This window comes from Aeromicrobium sp. P5_D10, from assembly GCF_054049535.1.
The window spans coordinates 516,136-538,702 of sequence record NZ_JBFUME010000004.1; the positions used below are offsets into that span (position 1 = coordinate 516,136).

General features: G+C 65.5%; 19 protein-coding genes. 4 read left to right on the forward strand and 15 right to left on the reverse strand.

All coding sequences use genetic code 11. The features are described 5' to 3' along the window. Nucleotides 1-38 precede the first annotated feature (38 nt). A complete protein-coding gene (locus ACXJKC_RS10270) occupies nucleotides 39-1,532 on the forward strand; it encodes an amino acid permease (RefSeq protein ID WP_456696601.1) in 1,494 nt (497 codons plus the stop codon). Beyond that, a complete protein-coding gene (locus ACXJKC_RS10275; protein ID WP_456696602.1) occupies nucleotides 1,525-2,361 on the forward strand; it encodes a DUF1206 domain-containing protein in 837 nt (278 codons plus the stop codon). The genes ACXJKC_RS10270 and ACXJKC_RS10275 overlap by 8 nt, the downstream gene beginning before the upstream one ends. A 1-nt stretch (nucleotide 2,362) precedes the next feature. On the opposite strand, the gene ACXJKC_RS10280 is transcribed toward ACXJKC_RS10275, so the two are convergent. The 9 genes from ACXJKC_RS10280 to ACXJKC_RS10320 all read right to left on the reverse strand — a co-directional run bounded on the left by ACXJKC_RS10280 (nucleotide 2,363) and on the right by ACXJKC_RS10320 (nucleotide 13,666). After that, entirely contained in the window at nucleotides 2,363-3,478 is a 1,116-nt protein-coding gene (locus ACXJKC_RS10280) for a sialidase family protein (RefSeq protein ID WP_456696603.1), read from the reverse strand. Then, nucleotides 3,462-4,082, reverse strand: coding sequence for an LON peptidase substrate-binding domain-containing protein (locus ACXJKC_RS10285; protein WP_456696604.1), 621 nt, complete (start codon nucleotides 4,080-4,082; stop codon nucleotides 3,462-3,464). Before ACXJKC_RS10285 ends, ACXJKC_RS10280 begins: the two co-directional genes overlap by 17 nt. A 4-nt stretch (nucleotides 4,083-4,086) precedes the next feature. Continuing rightward, nucleotides 4,087-4,896 carry an ABC transporter ATP-binding protein gene (locus tag ACXJKC_RS10290; protein WP_456696605.1) on the reverse strand — a complete coding sequence of 270 codons (810 nt, stop codon included), beginning with the start codon at nucleotides 4,894-4,896 and terminating at the stop codon, nucleotides 4,087-4,089. Beyond that, nucleotides 4,893-5,930, reverse strand: coding sequence for a FecCD family ABC transporter permease (locus tag ACXJKC_RS10295; RefSeq protein WP_456696606.1), 1,038 nt, complete (start codon nucleotides 5,928-5,930; stop codon nucleotides 4,893-4,895). Before ACXJKC_RS10295 ends, ACXJKC_RS10290 begins: the two co-directional genes overlap by 4 nt. 5 nt (nucleotides 5,931-5,935) lie before the next feature. After that, nucleotides 5,936-6,988, reverse strand: a complete 1,053-nt coding sequence (locus ACXJKC_RS10300; RefSeq protein WP_456696607.1) for a FecCD family ABC transporter permease — start codon at nucleotides 6,986-6,988, stop codon at nucleotides 5,936-5,938. Further along, nucleotides 6,985-7,965 carry an ABC transporter substrate-binding protein gene (locus ACXJKC_RS10305; RefSeq protein WP_456696656.1) on the reverse strand — a complete coding sequence of 327 codons (981 nt, stop codon included), beginning with the start codon at nucleotides 7,963-7,965 and terminating at the stop codon, nucleotides 6,985-6,987. Before ACXJKC_RS10305 ends, ACXJKC_RS10300 begins: the two co-directional genes overlap by 4 nt. Nucleotides 7,966-8,137: 172 nt before the next feature. After that, the gene (locus ACXJKC_RS10310; RefSeq protein WP_456696608.1) at nucleotides 8,138-10,324 is read right to left on the reverse strand and encodes a 3-hydroxyacyl-CoA dehydrogenase NAD-binding domain-containing protein; all 2,187 of its coding nucleotides are present in this window, start codon (nucleotides 10,322-10,324) and stop codon (nucleotides 8,138-8,140) included. 35 nt (nucleotides 10,325-10,359) lie between these two features. Next, complete coding sequence (locus tag ACXJKC_RS10315; RefSeq protein WP_456696609.1) at nucleotides 10,360-11,577, reverse strand: acetyl-CoA C-acetyltransferase; 1,218 nt, start codon at nucleotides 11,575-11,577, stop codon at nucleotides 10,360-10,362. 121 nt (nucleotides 11,578-11,698) lie between these two features. Then, a complete protein-coding gene (locus tag ACXJKC_RS10320; RefSeq protein WP_456696610.1) occupies nucleotides 11,699-13,666 on the reverse strand; it encodes an MSCRAMM family protein in 1,968 nt (655 codons plus the stop codon). Between the two features lie 69 nt (nucleotides 13,667-13,735). Here ACXJKC_RS10320 and ACXJKC_RS10325 point away from each other — a divergent pair, with 69 nt between their 5' ends. Then, nucleotides 13,736-14,452 (forward strand): MerR family transcriptional regulator, encoded by a 717-nt coding sequence (locus tag ACXJKC_RS10325; RefSeq protein ID WP_456696611.1) that lies wholly within the window; start codon nucleotides 13,736-13,738, stop codon nucleotides 14,450-14,452. 12 nt (nucleotides 14,453-14,464) lie between these two features. Here the strand turns inward: ACXJKC_RS10325 and ACXJKC_RS10330 are convergent, their stop codons facing one another. Genes ACXJKC_RS10330 through ACXJKC_RS10355 form a run of 6 tightly spaced genes read right to left on the reverse strand, consistent with a single transcriptional unit; the run spans nucleotide 14,465 to nucleotide 21,316 of the window. Then, nucleotides 14,465-15,667 (reverse strand): fumarylacetoacetate hydrolase family protein, encoded by a 1,203-nt coding sequence (locus tag ACXJKC_RS10330; RefSeq protein ID WP_456696612.1) that lies wholly within the window; start codon nucleotides 15,665-15,667, stop codon nucleotides 14,465-14,467. Between the two features lie 25 nt (nucleotides 15,668-15,692). Further along, nucleotides 15,693-16,814 (reverse strand): extracellular solute-binding protein, encoded by a 1,122-nt coding sequence (locus tag ACXJKC_RS10335; protein WP_456696613.1) that lies wholly within the window; start codon nucleotides 16,812-16,814, stop codon nucleotides 15,693-15,695. After that, entirely contained in the window at nucleotides 16,811-18,211 is a 1,401-nt protein-coding gene (locus ACXJKC_RS10340) for an aldehyde dehydrogenase (NADP(+)) (protein ID WP_456696614.1), read from the reverse strand. Before ACXJKC_RS10340 ends, ACXJKC_RS10335 begins: the two co-directional genes overlap by 4 nt. Continuing rightward, entirely contained in the window at nucleotides 18,208-18,687 is a 480-nt protein-coding gene (locus ACXJKC_RS10345; RefSeq protein WP_456696615.1) for a MaoC family dehydratase, read from the reverse strand. The genes ACXJKC_RS10340 and ACXJKC_RS10345 overlap by 4 nt, the downstream gene beginning before the upstream one ends. Next, nucleotides 18,687-20,057 carry an MFS transporter gene (locus ACXJKC_RS10350; RefSeq protein ID WP_456696616.1) on the reverse strand — a complete coding sequence of 457 codons (1,371 nt, stop codon included), beginning with the start codon at nucleotides 20,055-20,057 and terminating at the stop codon, nucleotides 18,687-18,689. Before ACXJKC_RS10350 ends, ACXJKC_RS10345 begins: the two co-directional genes overlap by 1 nt. A 44-nt stretch (nucleotides 20,058-20,101) precedes the next feature. Next, complete coding sequence (locus tag ACXJKC_RS10355) at nucleotides 20,102-21,316, reverse strand: CaiB/BaiF CoA transferase family protein (RefSeq protein ID WP_456696617.1); 1,215 nt, start codon at nucleotides 21,314-21,316, stop codon at nucleotides 20,102-20,104. Between the two features lie 165 nt (nucleotides 21,317-21,481). Between ACXJKC_RS10355 and ACXJKC_RS10360 the strand changes: the two genes are divergently transcribed. Then, nucleotides 21,482-22,552 carry a LacI family DNA-binding transcriptional regulator gene (locus ACXJKC_RS10360; RefSeq protein WP_456696618.1) on the forward strand — a complete coding sequence of 357 codons (1,071 nt, stop codon included), beginning with the start codon at nucleotides 21,482-21,484 and terminating at the stop codon, nucleotides 22,550-22,552. Nucleotides 22,553-22,567 lie beyond the last annotated feature (15 nt).

A 22,567-nucleotide genomic window follows, 5' to 3' on the forward strand; every position in this document is an offset into this window, starting at 1 on the left:
CGGTTGCGGGGGACACCGGTCGGCAACAGGATGGCTGAATGGACCTGTTTCGCAACAAATCCGTCGAGAGGTCGATCGCAGAGACCGACGAGCCCGAACATCGGCTCAAGAAGGAACTCTCGGCCTGGGACCTGACAGTCTTCGGCGTCGGAGTCATGATCGGAACCGGCATCTTCGTGCTCACCGGCGAGCAGGCCTTCAGCAATGCCGGACCGGCGATCGTCATCTCGTTCGTGCTGGCGGGAATCACGTGCGGTCTGGCGGCGCTGTGTTACGCGGAGTTCGCCTCGACCGTCCCGGTGGCCGGCAGCGCGTACACCTTCTCGTATGCGACGCTGGGCGAACTGATCGCCTGGATCATCGGCTGGGACCTCGTGCTTGAGTTGGCCCTCGGTGCCGCGGTGGTCGCCCGTGGTTGGTCGGCCTACCTGCAATCCCTGTTCGACCTGCCGACCTGGTTGGCAGGTGACGATGCAGTTCCCGACTTCGGAGCGATCGCGATCGTGCTCGGACTCACCGTGGTCGGTGTGCTCGGCACCAAGTTGTCGGGACGTTTTGCCAGTGTCCTGGTGATCGTGAAGGTGGCGGTCATCACGTTCGTCATCGTGGCGGGCCTGTTCTTCATCAAGATGAAGAACTATTCGCCCTTCGTGCCGGAATCACAGCCGTCGAAGGGCGGGTCGGGGCTCGACTCGACGCTGCTCCAGTCGATCTTCGGGATCGAGCCGACGGTGTTCGGCGTCTACGGCATCATCGCTGCGGCATCCGTCGTGTTCTTCGCCTTTATCGGCTTCGACATCGTCGCGACATCCGCCGAAGAGACCAAGAATCCGCAGCGCGATGTGCCACGCGGAATCCTCGGTTCGCTCGCGATCGTCACGGTGTTGTACGCAGCGGTGTCATTCGTCATCACCGGAATGCTGAAGTACAGCGATGAGCGGATGAAAACCGCCGCCCCGCTCGCCGAGGCATTCAAGGCCAATGACCTCGACTGGGCCAGTGACCTCATCTCGGTAGGCGCCGTCGCCGGGCTCACGACCGTGGTCCTGGTACTGATGCTGGGCCAGGCCCGGGTGTTGTTCGCGATGTCGCGCGACGGACTGCTTCCCGTGGGACTGGCAAAGGTGCACCCGCGATTCGGCACGCCATATCGCATCACGATCATGACCGGTCTTTTCGTCGCGGTTCTGGCCGGATTCGTGCCGCTTTCGGAGTTGTCGAAGTTGGTCAGCATCGGCACCCTGTTCGCATTTGTCGTCGTATCAGCCGGCGTCATCATCTTGCGGCGTACCCGCGGCGATCTGCACCGGCCGTTCCGGGTACCCGGCGTGCCGCTCATCCCGCTGCTGTCGATAGCGGCCTGCCTGTGGCTCATGGTCAACCTCTCGGTCGAGACCTGGATCCGTTTCCTCATCTGGTTGGCGATCGGCTTCGTCGTGTACTTCGCCTACGGCTACAAGTCATCGCGTCTTGGACGTGGACTCGCCCAGAAGTCCGCCGAGCCCGATGCCGCGGAGCATCCGCATGGGTGACGTCGCGAACCGTGGCAATCAGGCTGGGCGGGAGGCACGTCACAGCACCACGATGCTCGCGGCCGCCCGGATCGGGTTGGTCGCCTACGGCGTCGTGCATCTGCTCATAGGGGTCATCGCCCTGCAGATCGCGTGGGGCGAGAGCGGCGGGGACGCCAGTACGTCCGGGGCGCTCAAGACCATCGCCCAGCAACCCTTCGGCGGCACGATGCTCTGGGTGTGCGCCTTCGGTCTCGCGGCGCTCACCGTCTGGCAGTTGCTGACTGCGATCTGGGGGTTCCAGACCGAGCAGGACGATATGGATCGGCTTCGCAAGCGGCTCTCGGCCGTTGGACGCGCCGGGGTGTACGCGGTCCTTTCGTTCTCGGCGGCCCGTATCGCGGGCGGCTCGGGTGGTTCGAGCAGCAGCGACTCGAAGGAAGAGGGCCTGACCGCATCGCTGTTGTCAGGGCCTGCCGGACGCGTCCTGGTAGCGAGCATCGGCGTGGTGATCCTCGCGGTTGCGAAATCGCAGATCGTCCGCGGCCTTACGGAGAAGTTCACGCACGACCTCACATCCTCCGCGACATCCGGAGCCTCGGGAACTGCGATCGTGCGGGTCGGCAAGATCGGCTACCTGGGCAAGGGGGTAGCCATCGGGATCGTCGGCGTCCTGTTCGGCTGGGCCGCGATCTCGTATGACCCGGAGAAGGCCGGCGGCCTCGACGACGCTCTTCAGACCGTGCGTGACCAGCCCTACGGGCCGTATCTCCTGACCCTCGTGGCGATCGGCCTGGCCGCTTTTGGGCTGTTCTGCTTCGCGTGGGCTCGCTACGTGAGGGTCCGTTGAACTAGCGCCCGACGTCGATCTGGTCCCACGTCGCACCGTCGTCGACAGACTCCCACACGACATCGTTCTCGCCCGGCCACGAGAAGGCATACAGCACATCGCCGGTGGAGGTGATCGTCGTGACCTCAGCAGGCAGCTCGAGGCGGACGAAGTCCTCGTTGTCGGGTGATGCGGCGATCCACCATCCGGCAGCGTTCTTGACTTCGTTTTCGCCGATCACGAGCCGCCCATCGGGCAGTACGACAATTCCGGGATAGTGCAATCGGTCCATCGGCAGCCCACCCGGTGCGAACTCCCGACTCACTCCGCCCGTCGCTATCCGGGCCGCGACGATGTTGTCATCACCTTGCGGTTCAGCCATGAGCTCGGCGAACGTCAGCAGCGTGACACCGTGGCTCGCGACGAGCCCATGCGGTCCCCCGTCACCCCCGGGCATGGGCACCTGTTCGGTCTTCCAGGTGACGCCGCCATCGGTCGAATGCACCAGCGGTGCGGTCTGGTCCGTCCAATTCGTGACACCCCACACCGTGCCGTCGTCGTCGATCGCAAGCTGTTGGAAGATGTCGTCGCTGCTCCGTGCCCCCGGCGGTCGAGGCATCTCGTGCACTGTGCCGTCAGACGGACGGTAGAACAGCGCGGGCTCGATATCGGAGATCAGCACGTCGCCGGCCTTGACTGGCACGAAGGGGCGGGTCTTCCCGGCCGACGACGTCGAACCGTCCGCAGCGATCCTGGTCGGCGGTGAATCCGACTCCCCCGCTACGAGGACGAAGCCGTTGTCGAGGCCGTGCGGCTCACCGTAGGTCGCGATGGTCTCGGACCGGACGACCTGACCCTCGGCATCAAGCAGCCGCCAGGCCCCCTTCTCCATCTCACCGCCCTCGGTGTCACGGATCGAGAACGACAACAGGAGCGAGCCGTCTCCCGACCGGGCGATGTCGAACGGCGCACCGGCAACCTCGATGATCTCCGCGGCGGTGGCGTCATCGTCATAGAGGACGTCGTAGTAGTCGTCCTGCGACACCGCGCCCGAACCGTTCCCGCAGGCGGAAAGCAACAGTGCTGTCAGTACTGCGGCGACAAGTGCTGTTCGTCGCCGCTCAGCGCCCGCGCGCATCGAAGACCTCCCCGACGTCCTGGGTCGCGGTGAAGATCGCATCAAGCAACTCCCGCGCCGAGGCGCTGCGTAACAATCCCAGCTGGTCGAGTGGGCCGAGAGGCGCGATGGCGGCCAGCTGCCACAGCGCATCGATCGGATCCTCGCTCAACTGGACCGCCGCCGACCACGAGACGTCCTGGAACTCACTGGCTCGAGCAAGCGTGCGTCGCACGAGTGCCTCGGTCTGGTCGCGGCGCTCGGTCAACTCCGAACTCCACTCCACCGCCGGTAACTCACGCACGGCAGCGCGCGGATAGGGATCCTCGGCCAACCATTCGATTACCTCGATGCGGCGGGTTCCCTCACCGAGCAGCGCGAGATATCCGTCGGCGACCTTGAGCTCGGCGACCTGAGCCACGGCGCCCACATCGAATCGCTTCTCGCCGCCGCCGACCTCCTGGCCTCGCTCGATCAGAACAACACCGAACTCGGCCGTCTGATCAGGAAGGATGTCCTGCAGCATCTGCAGATAACGCGGCTCGAAAACCCGCAACGACAACGGCATGGCGGGCAGGAGCACCGAGCCCAACGGGAACATCGGCATCGCGGTGACGTTGTCCATCTGTTCATCTCATCACGTGATCGGCGTGGTGCCTTCCACGGGGAACGATCATCGGGGTGTTACTGACCGGATCCGGCACGACCTCGCATGCCAGTCCGAAGACCTCGGTCACGGTTGCGGCATCGATGACGTCATTGGGCGCCCCCTCGGCCACGATCACGCCGCGCTTCATCGCGATGATGTGATCGGCGTACCGACAAGCCAGATTGAGGTCATGCAAGACGATGACGACGGTTTTGCCGGACTCGCGGTTCAGATCAACCAACAGGTCGAGCAGCTCGATCTGATGGTTGATGTCGAGATAGGTGGTCGGTTCGTCGAGCAGCAACAGGTCGGTGTCCTGCGCCAAAGCCATCGCGATCCAGACTCGCTGGCGTTGTCCGCCCGAGAGCTCGGCGATATTGCGGCCCTCGAGATCGGCGGTGCCGGTGGCCTCCAGCGCGGCAGCCACTGCCTGGTCATCCTCCGCATTCCAGCGACGGAACCAGCCCTGGTGTGGATAACGTCCACGACCGACCAGGTCGCCGACCGAGATGCCATCCGGAGCGACCGGCGTCTGCGGCAGCAGGCCCAGTACTTTGGCCACGTCGATGCTCTTCATGTCCTGCACCGACTTGCCGTCGAGGATCACCTCACCGCCTCGAGGTCTCAAGAGGCGGGCGAGACCACGCAGCAGCGTGGACTTGCCGCACGCATTCGCTCCGACGATGACCGTGATGCGCCCGTCGGGAATCTGAACGTCGAGATCGTTGACGATGTCGGCGTCGGAATATCCAAGAGTCAGATTCTGAGCACGCAGATCGTGTGAGGTCATCCGCCGCGTCCTTCCCGGTTGACGGTGGCGAGGAGCCAGATGAGGTAGGGAGCACCGATGATGCCGGTCAGGACACCGGTCGGCAGCGCGGCGGGTAGGACCTGTTGGGCAACCAGGTCGGCGCCGAGCACGATGATCGCGCCGACCAGTCCGGCAGCCAGCACCCCGCCTGCCGGGCCGGTCAGCCGTTGGGCGATCGGACCGGCGATCAGCGCGACGAACATGATCGGCCCGGCGACGGCCACGGCCAGACCGATCAAGATGATCGACAAGGCGATGAGTCCGAGCCGGTGGACTTCGACCCGGGAGCCGAGCGCCCTGGCCGTGTCGTCCCCCAGTTCGAGCGTTCGCAGCGGCCGTTCAAGCACCAAAGCGATCGGAATCAGGACCGCCAGCACGCCGATGAGCGTCCGCAGCTCCCCGGATCCGGCCTGGCCGACCGAACCGACGAGCCAGGTCATCGCCTGCCTCGCCTCGGACAGCTCGGCCCGCGAGGTGATGTAGCCGATGATCGACAGCATGAACTGCGAGACACCGATGCCGATCAGGATGAACCGGTAACCGGTGATGCCATCACGCCACGCGAGGACATAGATCAGCAGCGCCGTCAGCAAGGCACCGATCAGAGCCGAACCCGAGATCTGCGAACTGGTGGCGTTGAACAGCACGATCGACGAGACCGCGAACAGACTCGCACCGGACGACACACCCACGAAGTCCGGTGATGCCAGCGGATTGCCCAACAGCTTTTGGAACACGATGCCCGAGATTCCGAGAGCAAGTCCGACCGCCAACGCCGCAGACGCGGTTGGGAGCCGCAGGTCACGGACGATGAAGTCGACCGTGGGATCTTCACGCAGCCTCGACGCCGACATCATGACGTCGATCGGCGAGACGTAGTAGCTGCCGACCATCATGGTCAGCACGAACAGGCAGAAGGCGATGACGGCCAACAGAGCCGTGACGACGACCGAACGGCGACGACGTTGACGGCGCCCTGCCCGAACCAGCGGGATATCGATGACATCTGTCACTGCGATCAGAGCTCCGCGAGATTGCGGTAACGGACGAGCAGGATGAAAGCCGGGGCACCGAGCACACCGAGGACCACGCCGACCTGTAACTCGCCGGGCGAGATCACGACTCGACCGATGATGTCGGCGATCAGCAACACAATCGGAGTGAGCACGAGCGAATAGGACAGGATCCAGCGGTAGTCGGGGCCGCACATCATCCGAGCCAGGTGCGGGACCATGAGCCCGACGAACACGATCGGTCCGCACGCCGCAGTCGCCGCTCCGCACAAGATCGCGACCGTCACGAAAAGTACCACCCTGGTCAGCCGCACCCGCTGGCCGAGCGCGAGCGCGAGATCCTCTCCCAGTGCCAGTCCACTCAAGGCACGCCCAGCGCCGAGCGCGAGCACGATTCCGAGCAACAGAAATGGAACCGTCTGCCAGAACACCGGAAAGTGGCGACCGGCGAGCGAACCCACCTGCCAGAATCGCAACTGATTGAGCGCCGCGACGTTCATCATCACGATGGCCGTCGTGATTGACGTGAGTACCGCGGTGACGGCCGCTCCAGCGAGCGCCAACTTGATCGGTGTCGCACCTTCGCGCCCGAGCGAGGCAATCCCGTAGACCGTGACAGTTGCGAAGCCGGCTCCCACAAACGCGAACCAGACGTAGGTACTCACCGACTGGGCGCCGAGCACCATGATGGCGAACACGATAGCTGCCGCGGCCCCGGCATTGATGCCCATGATGCCCGGATCAGCGAGCGGATTACGGGTGACTCCTTGAAGGATCGCACCGCTGAGTCCCAGAGCCGCACCGGCGAATACGCCGATCAGCGTGCGCGGAACCCGCAACTCGCGGATCACAGTCTCCGAAGCCAGAGAAGGGTCGTAATCGCTGAACGCCTTCCAGATCGTCGACACTCCGACGCCGCGTGCACCCAGCGTGATGCTGAAGAAGCACACGACCAGCAGGGCACCGACCAACACCACGAATCCGGCCGAGAGCGCAGCTCGCGAGCGATGCCGCGGCGTGGTCTCGTTCCCAGCGGACAGGCGATCTGTCACAGTCACGCGAGGTCGTCGTCGGCCTTGGTGATCGCGTCGGTCAGCTGGGTCAGCTGCGCGGCGTACTCGCCGTACGTGTGCATCCAGTAGGCCGGCCATTCGGCGTAAGCCTTGGCCTTGGCCGCCTTGATGTTCTTCCAGGTGGGCTGTCCTTCACCCTGCTTGAGCGACGACTCGTAGGTGCGGTTGTCGATCAGGAGCAGATCTGGCTGATATTTGTCGGCGTTCTCCCAGCTGAGGTTCTCCCAGTATGGGAAGCCCTTGTCGGGGCTGTCGGGGTTGACGACATCGAGACCCCAACGCTGGAAGTCGAGCAGCTCGGGCGCGTACTTCGGATTGGCCACGTACAACAGGTCCTCGGCCGGTGAGACCGCCAGGACCGACAGCCCGGACTTGGCCGACACGGCCTTCTTGAAGTCGGCGAGTGCCGACTCGAACTTTTGCTTGTTGGCCGCGACGTCGGGGGCGTCGGTGTCAGCACCGAGCGATTCGGCGAGCTTCTCGTAACCGCGGACGAGCTCCTCGATCGAGTCGCCTTGCGAGATGCCGACCACCGGGGCGAGATCGAGAAGCTTCTTGCTGGAAGCTTTGGCTGATTCCTCCATGCCGCTGTAGGCCTTCTCGGCCGGCCACCAGTCAGCCACGATCAGATCGGGTTTGAGCGCGGCTGCCTTCTCCACGTCGATATCGCCCCAGGTCTCGCTGAGGATCGTGATTCCCGACAGATCGAGGTCTTGAAGGTTCTTGTCGTCCTTGACCGGACCGGTCGCGTAGATGCCCACGGGCTTGATGCCGAACGAGATCAGGGCGGCCGCCTCGGCGCCGCTGGCGATGATGCGCTTGGGGGTCGAATCAAGTTCGACCTTTTCGCCGTTGCCCGAGGTGTACGACCACGAGCCATCCGCATCAGAGTCATCGGTCGCGGAGTCAGATGACGAACCGCAGCCGGCCAGAACCAGCGCAGCGGCGGACAGGATCAACATTCGCTTCACAGAACGCACCTTTCGAGGGACAACCTCCCCACCGTAATTTAGGTAAGGCTAGCCATTCCAGGCAGCTGGCGTGTGATGTGTTCCGTGGCAGCCTGTCCGCCGACACGTGACACAGCACTGCCCCCGAACCACAGATCCGGGGGCAGTGCTGATCGTGACGATCTCAGACGAACTTTTCGCCGTTCTTGGCCTTCTCCAGGAGGGAGGCCGGCGGGTTGAACCGATCGCCGTACTTGGCCGCCAGCTCCTGCGCCCGCGTCGCGAACGCGGCGACGCCGATCGAGCCGTCAGCGGCCTCATAGCCGTTGACGTACTGGATCGCACCGCCCTGCAGGGCCGGGAAACCGATGCCGAAGATCGAACCGATATTGGCGTCGGGCACCGAGAGCAGGCCCTCGTCGAGGCACTTGATCGTCTCAAGGCTCATGATGAACGTGAGGCGCTCCTTGAGGTCCTCGAACGCCGGCTGCTGCTGGGCGACCGGGAACTGCTCGCCCAGCCCGGACCACAGACCCGTGCGCTTGCCATCTGCGTACTCGTAGAAGCCCGCGCCCTTGAGACGACTGGGGCGACCGATCTCGATCATCGTGTCGATGACGGTCTCAGCGGCATGGGCGTCCCACGTCTGTCCGGACTCTTCGACAGCCGCCTTCGACTCATTGCGGATCTTGACCATGAGTTCGAGGTTGAGTTCATCGCTGAGCTGCAAGACGGGCGCGGGGAATCCGGCCTGAACCGTGGCGCGCTCGATGCTGACGGGCGACACGCCCTCGGCCAGCATGCCGACGCCCTCGTTGACGAACGTGCCGATGACGCGGCTCGTGAAGAAGCCACGGCTGTCGCCGACGACGATCGGGGTCTTCTTGATCGCCTTGGTGTAGTCGATGACCCGAGCGATCGCCTCGTCGGAGGTGTCCTTGCCGGCGATGATCTCGACCAGCGGCATCTTGTCGACCGGAGAGAAGAAGTGGATCCCGATGAAGTCCTCGGAGCGCTTCACACCGTCAGCCAGGATCGTGATCGGCAGCGTCGACGTATTGGACCCGAGCAGCGCATCGGGCTTGACGACCTTCTCGACCTCGGCGAAGACTTCGTGCTTGAGCTTGACCGACTCGAAGACAGCTTCGACGACGAAGTCGCAGCCTTCCAGATCGGCGTAGTCGGCGGTCGGGGTGATGAGCGCCAGCAGAGCGTCGGCCTTGTCCTGCGTCATACGGCCCCGGGCGACCGCCTTGTCGACGATGTTCTGGCTGTACGCCTTGCCCTTCTCAGCTGCTTCCAGCGAGATGTCCTTCAGCACGACCTGCATGCCGGCCTTGGCCGAGACGTACGCGATTCCCGCGCCCATCATGCCGGCGCCGAGCACGGCGACCTTCTCGGCTTTGGTCGGCGCGATGCCCTCGGGCCGCGACTTGCCGGCGTTGATGGCACCGAGATCGAAGAAGAAGGCCTGCGTCATGTTCTTGAACTGCTGGCCGATGAGAAGTTCGACCAGGTAACGCGACTCGATCCGCGAAGCGGTGTCGAAATCGACCTGTGCTCCTTCGACTGCGGCCGACATGATGCTGCGGGGTGCCTTGTAGGGCGCACCCTTGGTCTGCTTGCGCAGATTGGCCGGGAACGCCGGCAGGAACGCCGCCAATTTGGGATCGGACGGCAGTCCGCCCGGCATGCGGTAACCCTTGCGGTCCCACGGCTGAGAAGCAGCTTCCTCATTGTCGGCATTGGCCTCGATCCAGGCCTTCGCAGCGGGGATCAACTCGTCCTGGGTCGCGACGACCTCGTCGAGGAGGCCCTCTGCGAGGGCCTTGGAAGGACGCATCTGCTGGCCCTGGAGCAAGAACTTCATCAAGGCGTCGGAGATGCCGAACATGCGCACCGTACGTGTCACGCCACCGCCACCGGGCAGCAGGCCGAGCGTCGCCTCGGGCAGACCGACCTGGTAGCCACCGTCGACCGCGATGCGGTGGTGACAGGCCAGGGCGATCTCGAGTCCGCCACCCAATGCCGCACCGTTGATGGCGGCGACGACCGGCTTGCCCGAGGTCTCGAGCTTGCGCAGCGTCGCCTTGATCGCTTCGACCTCCTCGAACAGCCGCTCGGCGTCAGCCGGCGTGGCCTGGGTCATGAGTTTGAGGTCGCCGCCGGCGAAGAAGGTCTTCTTCGCCGAGGAGACGATGATGCCCTTGATGCTGGCGGGATCGTTGGCGATGTCCTTGACCAGTCGATCGACGGCAGCGCCCATCGATTCGGCGTAGTCGGCGTTCATCGTGTTGGCACTCTGGTTGGGGTCATCCATGACGAGGTTGACGATTCCGTCCTCGACCTCGTAACGCACTGCTTCAGTCATGTGTGTCTCTTTCGAAAAGATGGGGGTGAGGAGGATCAGCTGAGGCGTTCGACGACGGTGGCAATGCCCATACCGCCTCCGACGCACAGCGTGGCCAAGCCATAGCGCTGATCGCGGCGCTCCAGCTCGTCGACCAAGGTGCCGAGAATCATGGCACCGGTCGCTCCCAGCGGGTGACCCATCGCGATCGAGCCGCCGTTGACGTTGGTCTGGTCGTGCGGGTAGCCGCCCAGATCCTTCATGAGACGCAAAGCGACTGCCGCGAAGGCTTCGTTGATCTCCAAGAGGTCGATATCGCCGACCGTCAGACCGGCACGCTCGAGCGCCTTGTGGCTGGCGGGACCGGGGCCCGTCAACATGATCGTGGGCTCTGAGCCCGAAACAGCAGCCGACAGGATGCGGGCACGCGGCTTGAGGCCGTGACGCTCACCGGCGGCTTCGGTGCCCAGCAGCACGAGGGCAGCTCCATCGACGATGCCTGAGGAGTTGCCGGCGTGGTGGACGTGGTTGATCTTCTCGACCCAGTGGTACTTCTCCAGCGCAACAGCGTCGAACCCGCCCTGATCGCCGATCTGGGCGAAGGACGGCGCGAGCGAGCCGAGGCTCTCGGCCGTCGTGCCTTCACGGACGAACTCGTCGTGGTCGAGGATCGTCAATCCCGAGGCGTCCTTGACCGGGATGACCGAGTTGTTGAAATAGCCGTTGGCGATCGCCTTGGCGGCACGGGCCTGCGACTCGGCGGCGAAGGTATCGACGTCGAGGCGGCTGTACCCCTCGATCGTGGCGATCAGGTCAGCGCCGATTCCCTGGGGCACGAAGTCGGTGTCGAAGGCGGTCTTCGGGTCCATCGCCCAGGCTCCGCCGTCCGATGCCATGGGCACCCGGCTCATGGATTCGACACCGCCGGCGAGGATCAGGTCTTCCCAGCCGGAACGGACCCGGGCGGCAGCCTGGTTGACGGCTTCGAGGCCCGAGGCACAGAAACGGTTGAGCTGGACACCCGCAACGGTGTCGGGCAGACCGGCGGCAAGAGCGGCGGTCTTGGCGATATCAGCACCCTGATCGCCGACCGGCGAGACGCAGCCCAAGACGAGATCTTCGATCGCATCGGTGTCGAGAGTCGGGTTGCGCTTACGGATCTCATCGATCAGACCGGTCACCAGCGAGATCGGCTTGACCTCGTGCAGTGATCCGGACTTCTTGCCGCGACCACGGGGGGTGCGGATGGCGTCGTAGACGAAGGCCTCGGTCATGGACTGTTTCCTCACAGAAGAGTCTCGCAAAATTCGGATTGGGGGATTGCCAACACAGTGGCACTGACGATTGTGACACCAACACTGTCAAAGTCCAAGGGTCAGGAGGGTGTGCGGTGCCTCACGAGCTGCGACGACGTGCCGCGATGACGAGGAATGACCCGGTGAGCATCAGCAACAGAGCCATGACCGGCAATCCGGACGAGGGAGCGCCGGTATCGGGCAGGACGCCAGCGCCAGCGGGTTGAGCCTCGACGTCGTCTGGATCGGTGCCCTCGCCTTGATCCACAGGCTCCTGCGGCTCGACCGGCACATCGTCGTCGGTCGTGAAGGCGAAGTCCTGACCCACCATCGCCTCACCTGCCGTCGTGATCGTGACAGTTCGCGTCGTCGGCCCGCTGCTGCCGTCGGGAGCGATGGCCACGATCTCGTAGGTTCCCGGCGCAAGGTCCCCCAGGCCGTAGGTCCCGTCGGCACCCGTCCTGACTGTCGACCCCGTCCCACCCGGAGGCCGGATCGTCACGTCGACGCCGGCCAGCGGCACGCCGTCGAGCGTCACGGTTCCCGCAACCGATCCCGTCGCCGGTACACGGGTCAGGGCGATGTCTTGGCCGGGGACATCGGACGTCGCCACGACGACCGGGGCAGTTGTCGCGGGCTCGTACCCGGCCGGTGGCGATGGCACCGTGAGCACGTAGCTGCCGGCCGGAATCCGCGCGAGCTCATACGTGCCATCCGCGCCGGTGACCGCCCGGAAGGTCTGCCCACCACCGGTGAGTTCGACCGTGACACCGGGTAGCGGACCGTCGGGGCCCGTCACCGTGCCACTGACGGCAGGGAGTTCGGCCAGCACAAAATCCTGGTTCGTGATCGGCGTGGTCCCTGCGTCAGGAATCGTGACAGTGCGATCGGCAGCAGGCAGATAGCCGTCCGGCGGTGTGACCGAAATCGTGTAGGTCGTGTCGTCCGGATTGTCATCGAAGACGTACCGGCCGTCGACATCGGTGAGTGTCGTCTTGACCGGTCCACCGCCTACCGGAGTGAGGGTCACCGTCACTCCCCCGAGCGGATCGGAACCATCGGTGATCCTCCCCGAAATCGGCACCGGAATGACCTCGCGCACCGTGAAATCAGCCGTCGCATCACCCGCGGTCAAGTCGACAGCTCGACTACTGGGGCCGGTCGAGATGCACCAGTCGGGAACACCTGAGAGGGCGACGCGGTAGCCGTCGCTGGCTGCCACTCCCGTGAAGGCATAACCGCCCGTCGGGCCGACCGGCTGTTGCGCGACGACGGCGCCTTCGGCGTCCAGGAGCGATATCGAGGCTGCCGTGAGACCGCACGTGCCCGATGTGACCGACACATTCCCCGTGAGATCCTGGCGGGTCACGGCGAACCAGGTCTGGAACACGGGGAATCCACCGCGACGGGTGAAGGTCAAAGTCAGGGTGCGCAGCGGGGTCGTCGGTTCGAACCAGCCTGTTGCACCGTCGGAGTCGATCGCCGCATCGTTGCCCCGCAGAGTTGCGGTGGCGGCATTCCAGGTCGGCACGTCCTTGGGACGGCCATTGCTCACACAGACACCACTGGGACGCGGTGTCGTGGCGCACAGGTTGAACGCGCCTCGAAATCCCAGCTCTGCGGTCGTGGCCGGCGTGCCGTCGGCCCGGGTGGCTGCGACCGCGACCTGATCGGCATCGATATCGCCCAGGACGAACGCCCAGCCCTGTGGGGTCGCCCGGTCGAAGGTGTAGGTCGTGGTGGACGGGGAGGTCGCATTGTCGGCACGCGGCCGAAGATTCAGGTACGCCCGATCACGACTCGAGCCGTATTCGAGTCCCGGCGGCGTGTTCTCGCCGAACCAGTTCGTCGCACCGCTCGGAAGCGCGATGTCCGATCGAGAGTCCGATCTGACGGTGGCCTCAGGAAAGCCGACAGCGGGCAACTGCATCGAGGTCGCGAAGTTGTTGGTCTTGCCCGTGATCGCACCCCACACGGCGAAATCGGTCGTCGTGGCTGCTGTCGCGCCCGGGACAACACTCATCAATGACGCGAGCAACGCCAGGCCAGCTGTCAAGACTCGTCGCATGTGCATCCCCCCGGATCGTCGACCCGTCGACGATAACCCGGATGAACGCCGTGGAATAGGGTCGACCACATGACCACCACGCCAGCCGAGACGATGAGCGTCGAACAGCTCGCATCACGCGTGGGGATGTCGGTACGCACAGTTCGCTTCTATGCGGGTCGCGGCCTGATCCCGCCCCCACGACGCGAGGGCCGCAACGGCTTCTACGGACCGGACCACCTCGCCCGGCTCGAACTCGTCCGTGAGCTGCAGGCACATGGATTCACGTTGTCGGCGATCGAGGGCTACCTGGAGAACATTCCATCGGACGCGACGCCCGAACAGGTCGCCCTGCACCGCACCCTGCTCGCGCCCTGGATGGCCGACCGCCCCGAGGAAGTGGATCGAACCGCGCTGGAGCTGCGTGCCGGACGCGCGTTGAGCGATCACGATCTCGAGATGCTGATCGCTCTGGGCGTCGTCGAACCGACCCCCACCGAGGACGTCTTCCAGGTCGCCCCGGCGCATCTTGCGGTCGGCATCCAGTTCATCGAGACCGACATGCCGATCGAGGTCGCGCACGCATCGCGCAAGATCTTCGACGATGCGGGCAAGGCCGTCGCTCGCGACATCACCGAGGTCTTCCGGACCATGTGGTGGCCCCAGCTTCGGACGTCCGGGCGTACACCTGAGGACATCACTGCCCTGGTCGAACGGTTCAAACCCTTGACGATCCAGGCCCTGGTGACGGCGTACGAGACCGCGGTCGACGAGTCGAAGCGCGAAACCGTGCGCCGCCGCACCTAGAAGACTGCTAGCTCAGAGAAGACCGCGTTGGGCGAGGTTGCGGAACAGCGCCGCCGTGCCGAAGGTCCACGGCTCGCACACCTCACTCGTGCGCACCCGGTTGACCAGCGCACCGAGACGGGGCTCCCGGATGGAGACGACATCGTCGAACCGGTGGGTGAAGCCCTTGCCGGGCTCGTCGCGGTCCTCGACGGGCGCGAACATCGTCCCGAGGAACAACACCGCTCCGTCCGGGTACTGGTGCGTGGCTCCCATGAGTTGGTCGACAAGCTCGGTCGGGTCTCGGCTGATGAGGCTCATCGAGGACATGCCCTCCAGCCGGAAACCGTCAGTGCCCGCGACCTCGAGCGTGACCGTCGCCGCGCGCACATCGTCGAGCCCGAAGCCTTCGTCGAACAGACGGATGAACGGCCCGAGCGCTGCGGAGGCTGTGTTGTCCTTGGCCTTCGTGAGCAGCAGGGCGGATCGTCCCTCGAAGTCACGCAGATTCACGTCATTGCCCAACATGGCACCCACAATCCGCGCCGTCGACGACACCAACAGCACGACCTCCGGCTCGGGATTGTTCCAGCTCGAATCAGCACGAACACCGACGTCGGCACCGGCACCGACCGTGGCCATCGGCGACGTCTTGGTGAAGATCTCAGCATCAGGACCGAGCCCGACCTCGAGGTACTGGCTCCATGCACCCTCGGCCACCAACATCGCCTTGAGCCGGGCTGCCTCCGGCGATCCCGGACGGACAGACGTGAGGTCCCCGGCGATGCGTGATGAGATGTCGTCGCGCAGGCGGCCCGCCTGGGCGACATCCCCGCCACTGCGCTCCTCGATGACCCGCTCGAGCATCGACACCGCAAAGGTCACGCCGGCGGCCTTGACGGACTGGAGGTCAATCGGGCTGAGGAGCCACGGTGCGTCCGGTCGGCGCAGCTCCGACGGAGTGGCAGCGACGACGTCCTCGAGTCGAGCGACGATGGGTCCGTCGACAGACCTCACGGCGGCTGCGGGGTCTGGCTCCTCGGCGAGATCGCGCATCGTCGCGAACCGCGCCGTGACGTCCACGAGGTCCTGTCCGCGGAGGGTGACCACGCAAGGCCCGCCAACCGCCGGCACGAAGATCCGGCCCACCAGGGTTGCCTGTTCGTGGTCGTCGGGCAACAGGCTCGCGGCAGTCGGCGGCCAGGTGGTCGGATCGGGGGTGGTCAACGTGCTCATCTTGGCTTCCTTGGAGGGTTTGTGGTCAGGTTGGCTGCGCCGCACTGAGCGGCCGGTGGTCGTACAAGGCGTCCAGGACACGTGCGAGGCGGTCCGGGTCGCGGTCGTCGAACAGGCTGCGGCGCACCTCGTCCGCAGCACGCTGCTGAAAGGCGATCGCTCCGTCGTAGCGTGGCCGCACCCACGCCTGCTCGATTGTCGAGCGAGTCGCCACGTAGAAGTCGGTCGCCTCGGCGTTGACTTTCTCGGACTCCCACGCCGATACGGCCGCCGGCTGCCCAGCATGTCTCGGCACGAAGTCCATCTGCGTCTGCGGACTCATCAACCAGCGCAGATGGTCGCGTAGCGCGTCGTCGACGTCGCAACCAGCGCTGACGGCTATACCGGTCCCTCCGAGCACCGACCCGATGCGGCCAGACGTCCCGGCCGGAGCGTCGACGAAGCGCAGGGGGCGGGCCTGGTCGTGACGGGCGTAGTTGACGTATCCGTACACGTGAGGGCAGTACTGCGGGCCGTCCGGGTCCGACATCTGCTCGAGCACGGTGATCGGGTTGTGGACATCTGCTCCGGGGCCGGCTGGAGCGAGCGCTGCGAGGATCTCGAGACCTTCGGCCACCGCCGCAGGTTCAAGGAACACCTCGCCCGACCCCGGCATGTGCCCATTCGAGACCGCGATCGCGCACAGTGTGAGGAACAGGTGCGGTCCGCTGGTCGGCAGCGTGGTGCGCACCTCCGCGGCGAGCGCAGCAGCTTCCGCCCAGGTGGCCGGTGCGGGAATGCCCGGATCGGCCAGGACCGAGACCTGGGTGGCCGCGTCGAGCGGGACCGCCCATTGCTCGCCGGCGAACTCGTACGAGGCGAACGAGGGACCGACCGTGGTGTCGCGCCACGTAGCCAACTCGACCTCCGTGAACACCTCGCCGAGCGGACGGAGAGCCCCTAGCGCGAGGGCTTCTCCGACGTGGGGATGGTCGAGGACGACAAGGTCGTGCCGCGCGGCGTTCTCGCCGATCGGCGCCGACTCGAATCCCTCCAACGGCTGGACGTTCCACACGATGTCGCACGGTGCGGCCGTGTGACATGCGGCGGCGCGGAGCGCGTCGACCCCGCGAGGGTGGTCCCAGGTGAGTCCGCTCCGCGACGTCATCCGCGCAGCTCGATCGGCAGCGCTTCCTGCGGCACGTTCTGGTACGCCACTGGCCGAGCGAAGCGAAGTGCCGCGGCCGTGCCGACCGAGGTCGTCATGGGCGCCGTCGTGGCGGGCCACGGCCCGCCGTGCTGCTGGGCGTCGCTCACCGTGACTCCGGTGGGCCACTGGTTCCAGAGCACGCGGCCGGCGAAGTTCGAGCAGACGTCGAGAAGCCGTATAGCGTCGTCGTCAAGCATCGCCCCACCCTGAACTGTGGCCGTCAACGCGCCGTCGAACAGCTCGAGGACGGCCACCGCCTCGGCAACGTCGCGGTATCCGACGATGATCGAGACCGGGCCGAACACCTCACTCGTGACGATCGTGGGGTCGGCGAGCACGTCACCGGCGGTCGCCTGGAGCACGACCGCTGCAGGAGCCTCGGTCGTGGCTGGTCCGGTTGACACAGTCGACACGGCCGGGTGCGAAGCGAGCTGCGTGAAGTCTCGGTCATAGCCGGCACGGATTCTGTCGTTCAGCATCGGATCGACGGCCGGAAGGTCGAGACCGGCCACCAACGCTGCGACGTCAGGTACCAGGACGACTCCCGGCTGCGTGCAGAACTGGCCGGTGCCGAGCGTGAACGACCCGACGAAACCCGCGGTGATGTCGTCGCCACGGCGTGCCCAGCCCTCTGGGGTGACGACAACCGGATTCGTGCTGCCCAGCTCGCCGTAGAAAGGGATCGGATCGGGACGGTTCACGGCGAGATCGAACAGGGCCCGACCTCCCTCGAGTGATCCCGTGAAGCCCACGGCTCTGATCCGGCTGTCCTGCACGGCGGCGACACCCGCCTCCAGGCCCTCGATCACGCTGAAGAGGCCTTCGGGAGCGCCAGCCGAGGTGAGCGCCGCGGTGACGATCCGTGCAACCTCTCGTGACAGCTCGACGTGACCCGGATGGATCTTGACGACCACTGGGCACCCCGCGGCGAGCGCGCTGACGCTGTCACCACCGGCGACGGAGAACGCGAACGGGAAGTTGCTGGCGGCGAACACGAGCACGGGGCCGACCGGTACGTGTCCTCGACGAATGTCGGGGCGTGGTCCCATCGGCCACTCGGGATCAGCTGGGTCGATGATGCCCGGCAGCAGGTCGCCGTCCTCGAGACGCTGGGCGAACAGACGGGCCTGGAAGCTCGTCCGTGCCAGCTCGCCACGCAGCCGACCTTCGGTCAGACGAGTCTCGGCATGAGCAAGCTCGACCAATGGATCTGCCGCGGCGTCGAGCCCCGCGGCGATCGCCCGAAGCCAGGCGGCGCGGTCAGTGGAGTTGGCACGACGGGCACCGGCGCGGGCGCAGTGTGCCGCCGCGAGCGCGCGCTCGGTCGTGGTGGGCAGGCTGTTCGGGGTGGTCATGGGTTCTCCTTGGAGTCAGGGACGCGATCGACAGCCAGAATGTGGCGGCATACCAGCACAGTCGCCCCGTCCTGGTTCGTGCCGGTGTACTGCTTGGTGACCAGGCCTATTGCCGGGTTCTTGTGATCGGTCAGGTCAACCACCTCCGCGACAGCGCTCACCACGTCACCGGCGAGGACCGGTGCGGGAAAACGGATGCGGTCGTAGCCGTAGGCAACGGCGCGCCGGTTGTACTCGACGGTGAGTCCGACAACGACACCGAACGTCAGCACACCGTGCGCGATCAGGCCGCCGAAGCGTTCTCGGGCGAACGTCTCGTCGGTGTGAGCGGGATGACGGTCGCCGGTGAGCTCGGCGAACTGCGCAATGTCGACTGCGCCGATCGTCGCGGTGCCGCCCGCCTCAACCTGCCCGATGGCGTACTCATCGAAGTATCGGTCGAACAGCGCGGGCCGAAGCTGGCTCTCGGCAGACATCAGCGGATCCCGATGCGGTCGGCCGCTGACGCGGTCGGGCTCACGGTCGGGGAGACGTGATTGAACCTGTCGTCGTCGCCCTGGTCGGCATCGAGCCGGTAGTGCTTGGACAGGTAGACCGCGATGAACGCCACTGCCGCCATGACGACCATCCAGGTCGCGACCGGCCACCAGTGATCGGCACCTGCCACCATCGCGGTGGCGATCAGCGGAGCCGTTCCCGCCAGCAACGCTCCACTGACCTCGCGGGCGAAGGCAACGCCGGAGTAGCGCTTGGCCGGCGGGAAGAGCTCGGTGAGGAAAGCGGCTTGCGAGGCGTAGCAGGTGGCCACAGCGCCGATGAAGCACACGACGAGCGCGGCGATCGCCAGGAACGTGTTGCCCGTGTCGATCAGCGCGAACATGGGAAATGCCCACGCAGCGCCGAAGGCACACCCCCAGAGAAACAGGCGACGACGACCGATCCGGTCGCCCAGGGCACCGAAGAACGGCATGAATCCAGCACCCGAGACGAGGATGATCGCGTTGATGCCGAGGGCCAGCGTCGCGGCGTAGCCGAGATCGTTCGTGAGATAGCTGAGCACCCAGACCTGGGGAATGTACGAGAAGCCCGACAGCATCAAGTTCGAGCCGAGAGCTACTGCAAGGCGGCCCTTGTCCGTCATCAGGAGCGAGACGATCGGCATCTGCTCGATCTGGTCCTCACTCTTGACGACCTCCTCGAAGCTCGAGGTCTCCTTGACCTTCCGGCGGATGTAGAGGCTGACCCCGAGCATCACAAGACTCATGAGGAACGGGATGCGCCAACCCCACACCAAGAACGAGTCTCCGGTCAGCCACAGGCAGACCTGGAAGGTGCCGAGGCCGAGGGCTGAGCCGATCCAGACGCCGGCGCCGGACCACGACGCATAGAAGCCGCGCCGTCCGGCAGGGGACGACTCCGAGGACATCACGATCGCCCCGGCGTACTCGGCGCCGGCGCCCAGACCTTGAAGGATGCGAAGCAGCACCAGCAGGATCGGCGCGGCAATGCCGATGGAGTTGTGGCTGGGCAGCAGCCCGATCATTGCGGTGGAGAGCCCCATCAGTGTCAGCGTGAAGATCATGACCGGTTTGCGGCCGATCTTGTCGCCGAGATGGCCGAAGACGATGCCGCCGAAGGGGCGGGCGAAATAGCCGACCGCGAAGGTCGCGAACGAGGCGATCAGTCCCGCGGTCGGACTGTCCGACACGAAGAAGTACGTGTTGAACACCAGCGAGGCCGCGGCGCCGTAGAGCGCGAAGTCGTACCACTCGACGAGGCTGCCGACAGCCGCGGCGATGGAGGCGCGGCGCGCCTGCTCGGTGGTGGGTGAGTTCGTAGTGGTCATGATGGCCCTTCTGAGGATGCAGGGTTCCGTGCCGGCGGCGCGGGTCAGGGTGCAGGGATGGGGGCGAACGTGTCGTCGCGGTAGACGGCGCCGGCAGAGTCGAGGTCGTCGATCTCCTCGTCGGTGAGCCCGATCTCGCGCAGCACTTCATGGGTGTGCTGGCCGTTGAGTGGTGCCGGGCGGTATATCTCCTGGGCCCCGTTGGCGAGCCGGAAGGCGAACCCCGGGGTCTTGACTCGTCCCTCGGTCGGGTGGTCGTACTCGACGAAGGACTCGTTGTGCAACACCTGCGGGTCCTCGACGAGCTGCACATAGTCATGGACGGGCCCGATCCACACCCCTGCGGAGCCGAGCAGGTCGATCCAGTGCTCGCTCGTCCCACGGCCGAGGTTCTCCGAGACCAGCTCCGAGATCTCGTCGCGGTGGCTGAAACCGTCGCGCTCGGACTCGTAGGCGTCGAGACGAGGGTCATCGAAGAGCCGCGCCAGCTGGTCGGTCTCGGCGAAGGACAAAGCGACATGGCCGTCGGCCGTTGCGAAGATCCCGTACGGCGCACGAATGTACGAGTGCGCGTGGATCGCCCGGGAGGGTTCCTGCAGCACGCCGCCGACCGTCGAGACGCTGAGTTCCTGCATCTGGGCGGCGATGATCGCATCGAGCATGTTGACGTCGACGCGCTGACCTTCGCCCGTACGCTCACGATGGAAGAGGGCCGCCATCGCCCCCTCGAAAGCGGAGTAGGCGGTGAAGGCATCCGCCAGGAAGAAGGGCGCGGGGCGAGGCGCCTCACCCTCGCGACGACCGCTGTACAGTCCACCGCTCATCGCCTGCAGGAGCATGTCCTGACCCGGCCGATCGGCGTACGGCCCGCTCTCGCCGTAGCCCGACATCGAGACATAGATCAGGTCCGGCTTGACCGCACGCAACGACTCGTAGTCGACGCCCAGCCGATCGGCCACGCCCGGACGATAGTTCTGCAGGAAGACGTCCGCACCTTCGACCAAGCGCATCATTGCCGCGCGGCCGCGTGGATCCTTGAGATTCAGCGACAGGGATCGCTTGTTGCGGTTGAGGGACAGGAACGAGGCGTTGACCCGGTTTCCGCGAGCTCCACCCGCCGAGACGTGACGCTGCCACTCGCCGGTCACGGGCTCCACCTTGATGACGTCTGCTCCCAGGTCGGCGAGCTTTTGCGCGGCGAACGGTCCCGCCATCGCGATCGAGACATCCACGACACGGATGCCGTCCAAGACCTTCATCTGTCCTCCATGAGCGCTGCGTAGTTGTGTCGCCGACCGCACCTACGTGACCGGCGACACAAAGGTTAGCGCTAACGTTAGCGCTAACACAACCCCCCATCGAAAAGTGAGCCACTAGGCTCGACCCAGCCCGCACTACCGACCACGCCACCGAGGAGCGTCTGCATGAGCGATGCTGCCCCGCAAGAGCGTGCCCCGGCCCGCCAGGCCCGACGGCGCCGCGGGTCTGAGACGAAGTCGGTGACGATGGCGGACGTCGCTCGGATCGCCGGAGTCTCAACCCAGACTGTCTCTCGGGCCCTCCGCGATCCCGAGACGGTGTCGGTGGCTATGCGAGACCGGGTCGAGCATGCGGTGGGTCAGACCGGATATGTCCCCAACCTTTCTGCTCGCGGCCTGGCATCGAACTCGAGCCGACTCATCGCGATGATCGTTCCCTCGATCTCGACCTCGGTCTTTGCTCAAACGCTTGACTCGGCGACCCAGGTGCTCAGCTCCCAGGGTTATGAGCTCGTGCTCGGAGTCAACAACTACGACCTACAGCGCGAGGAGCATCTCGTGCGCAACCTCCTCGGGCGACGCCCCGATGGCGTGCTCATCGTGGGAGTCGACCACACCGATGCCTGCCAGCAGATGTTGCGCGGCTCCGGTCTGCCGGTCGTCGAGACCTGGGAGTGGACCGAGGATCCGGTCGACGCACTGATCGGGTTCTCCAATCGGGATGCGATGGCCGATCTGCTCGCGAGCATGGTCGAGCGCGGATACCGACGACCCGTCTTCGTCGGATCGATGCGGGCCGGCGACCGGCGTAGTCGTCGACGCTACGACGGGTTCCGCGAACAGCACGCCGAACTCTTCCCCGCGGCGACGCCGCGGCACGTCGACGCCTCCGACCTTCCATTGACCTTGGCCTCCGGCGAAATTCTTCTCAACCGAGCAAGAGAGGCATTCCCGGAGGCGGACCTGCTGATGTTCAGCACCGACATCCTGGCATCGGGTGCCGTGCTGGCCGCGGCACGGACGGGGTTGTCGATTCCGAACGATGTCGGTGTCACCGGTTTCGGTGATTTCGAGTTGGCTATCGCCATCACTCCAGCCCTCACGACGGTCACCGTACCGGCGGCGGAGCAGGGCCAGCAGGCAGCGACGCATCTGCTCGAGCGCATCTCAGGCACGGCCGCAGATCCGGTGGCCGTGGATCTGGGCTACGAAGTCGTGGTTCGGCAGTCAGCCTAAACGGCTCGGCAACAT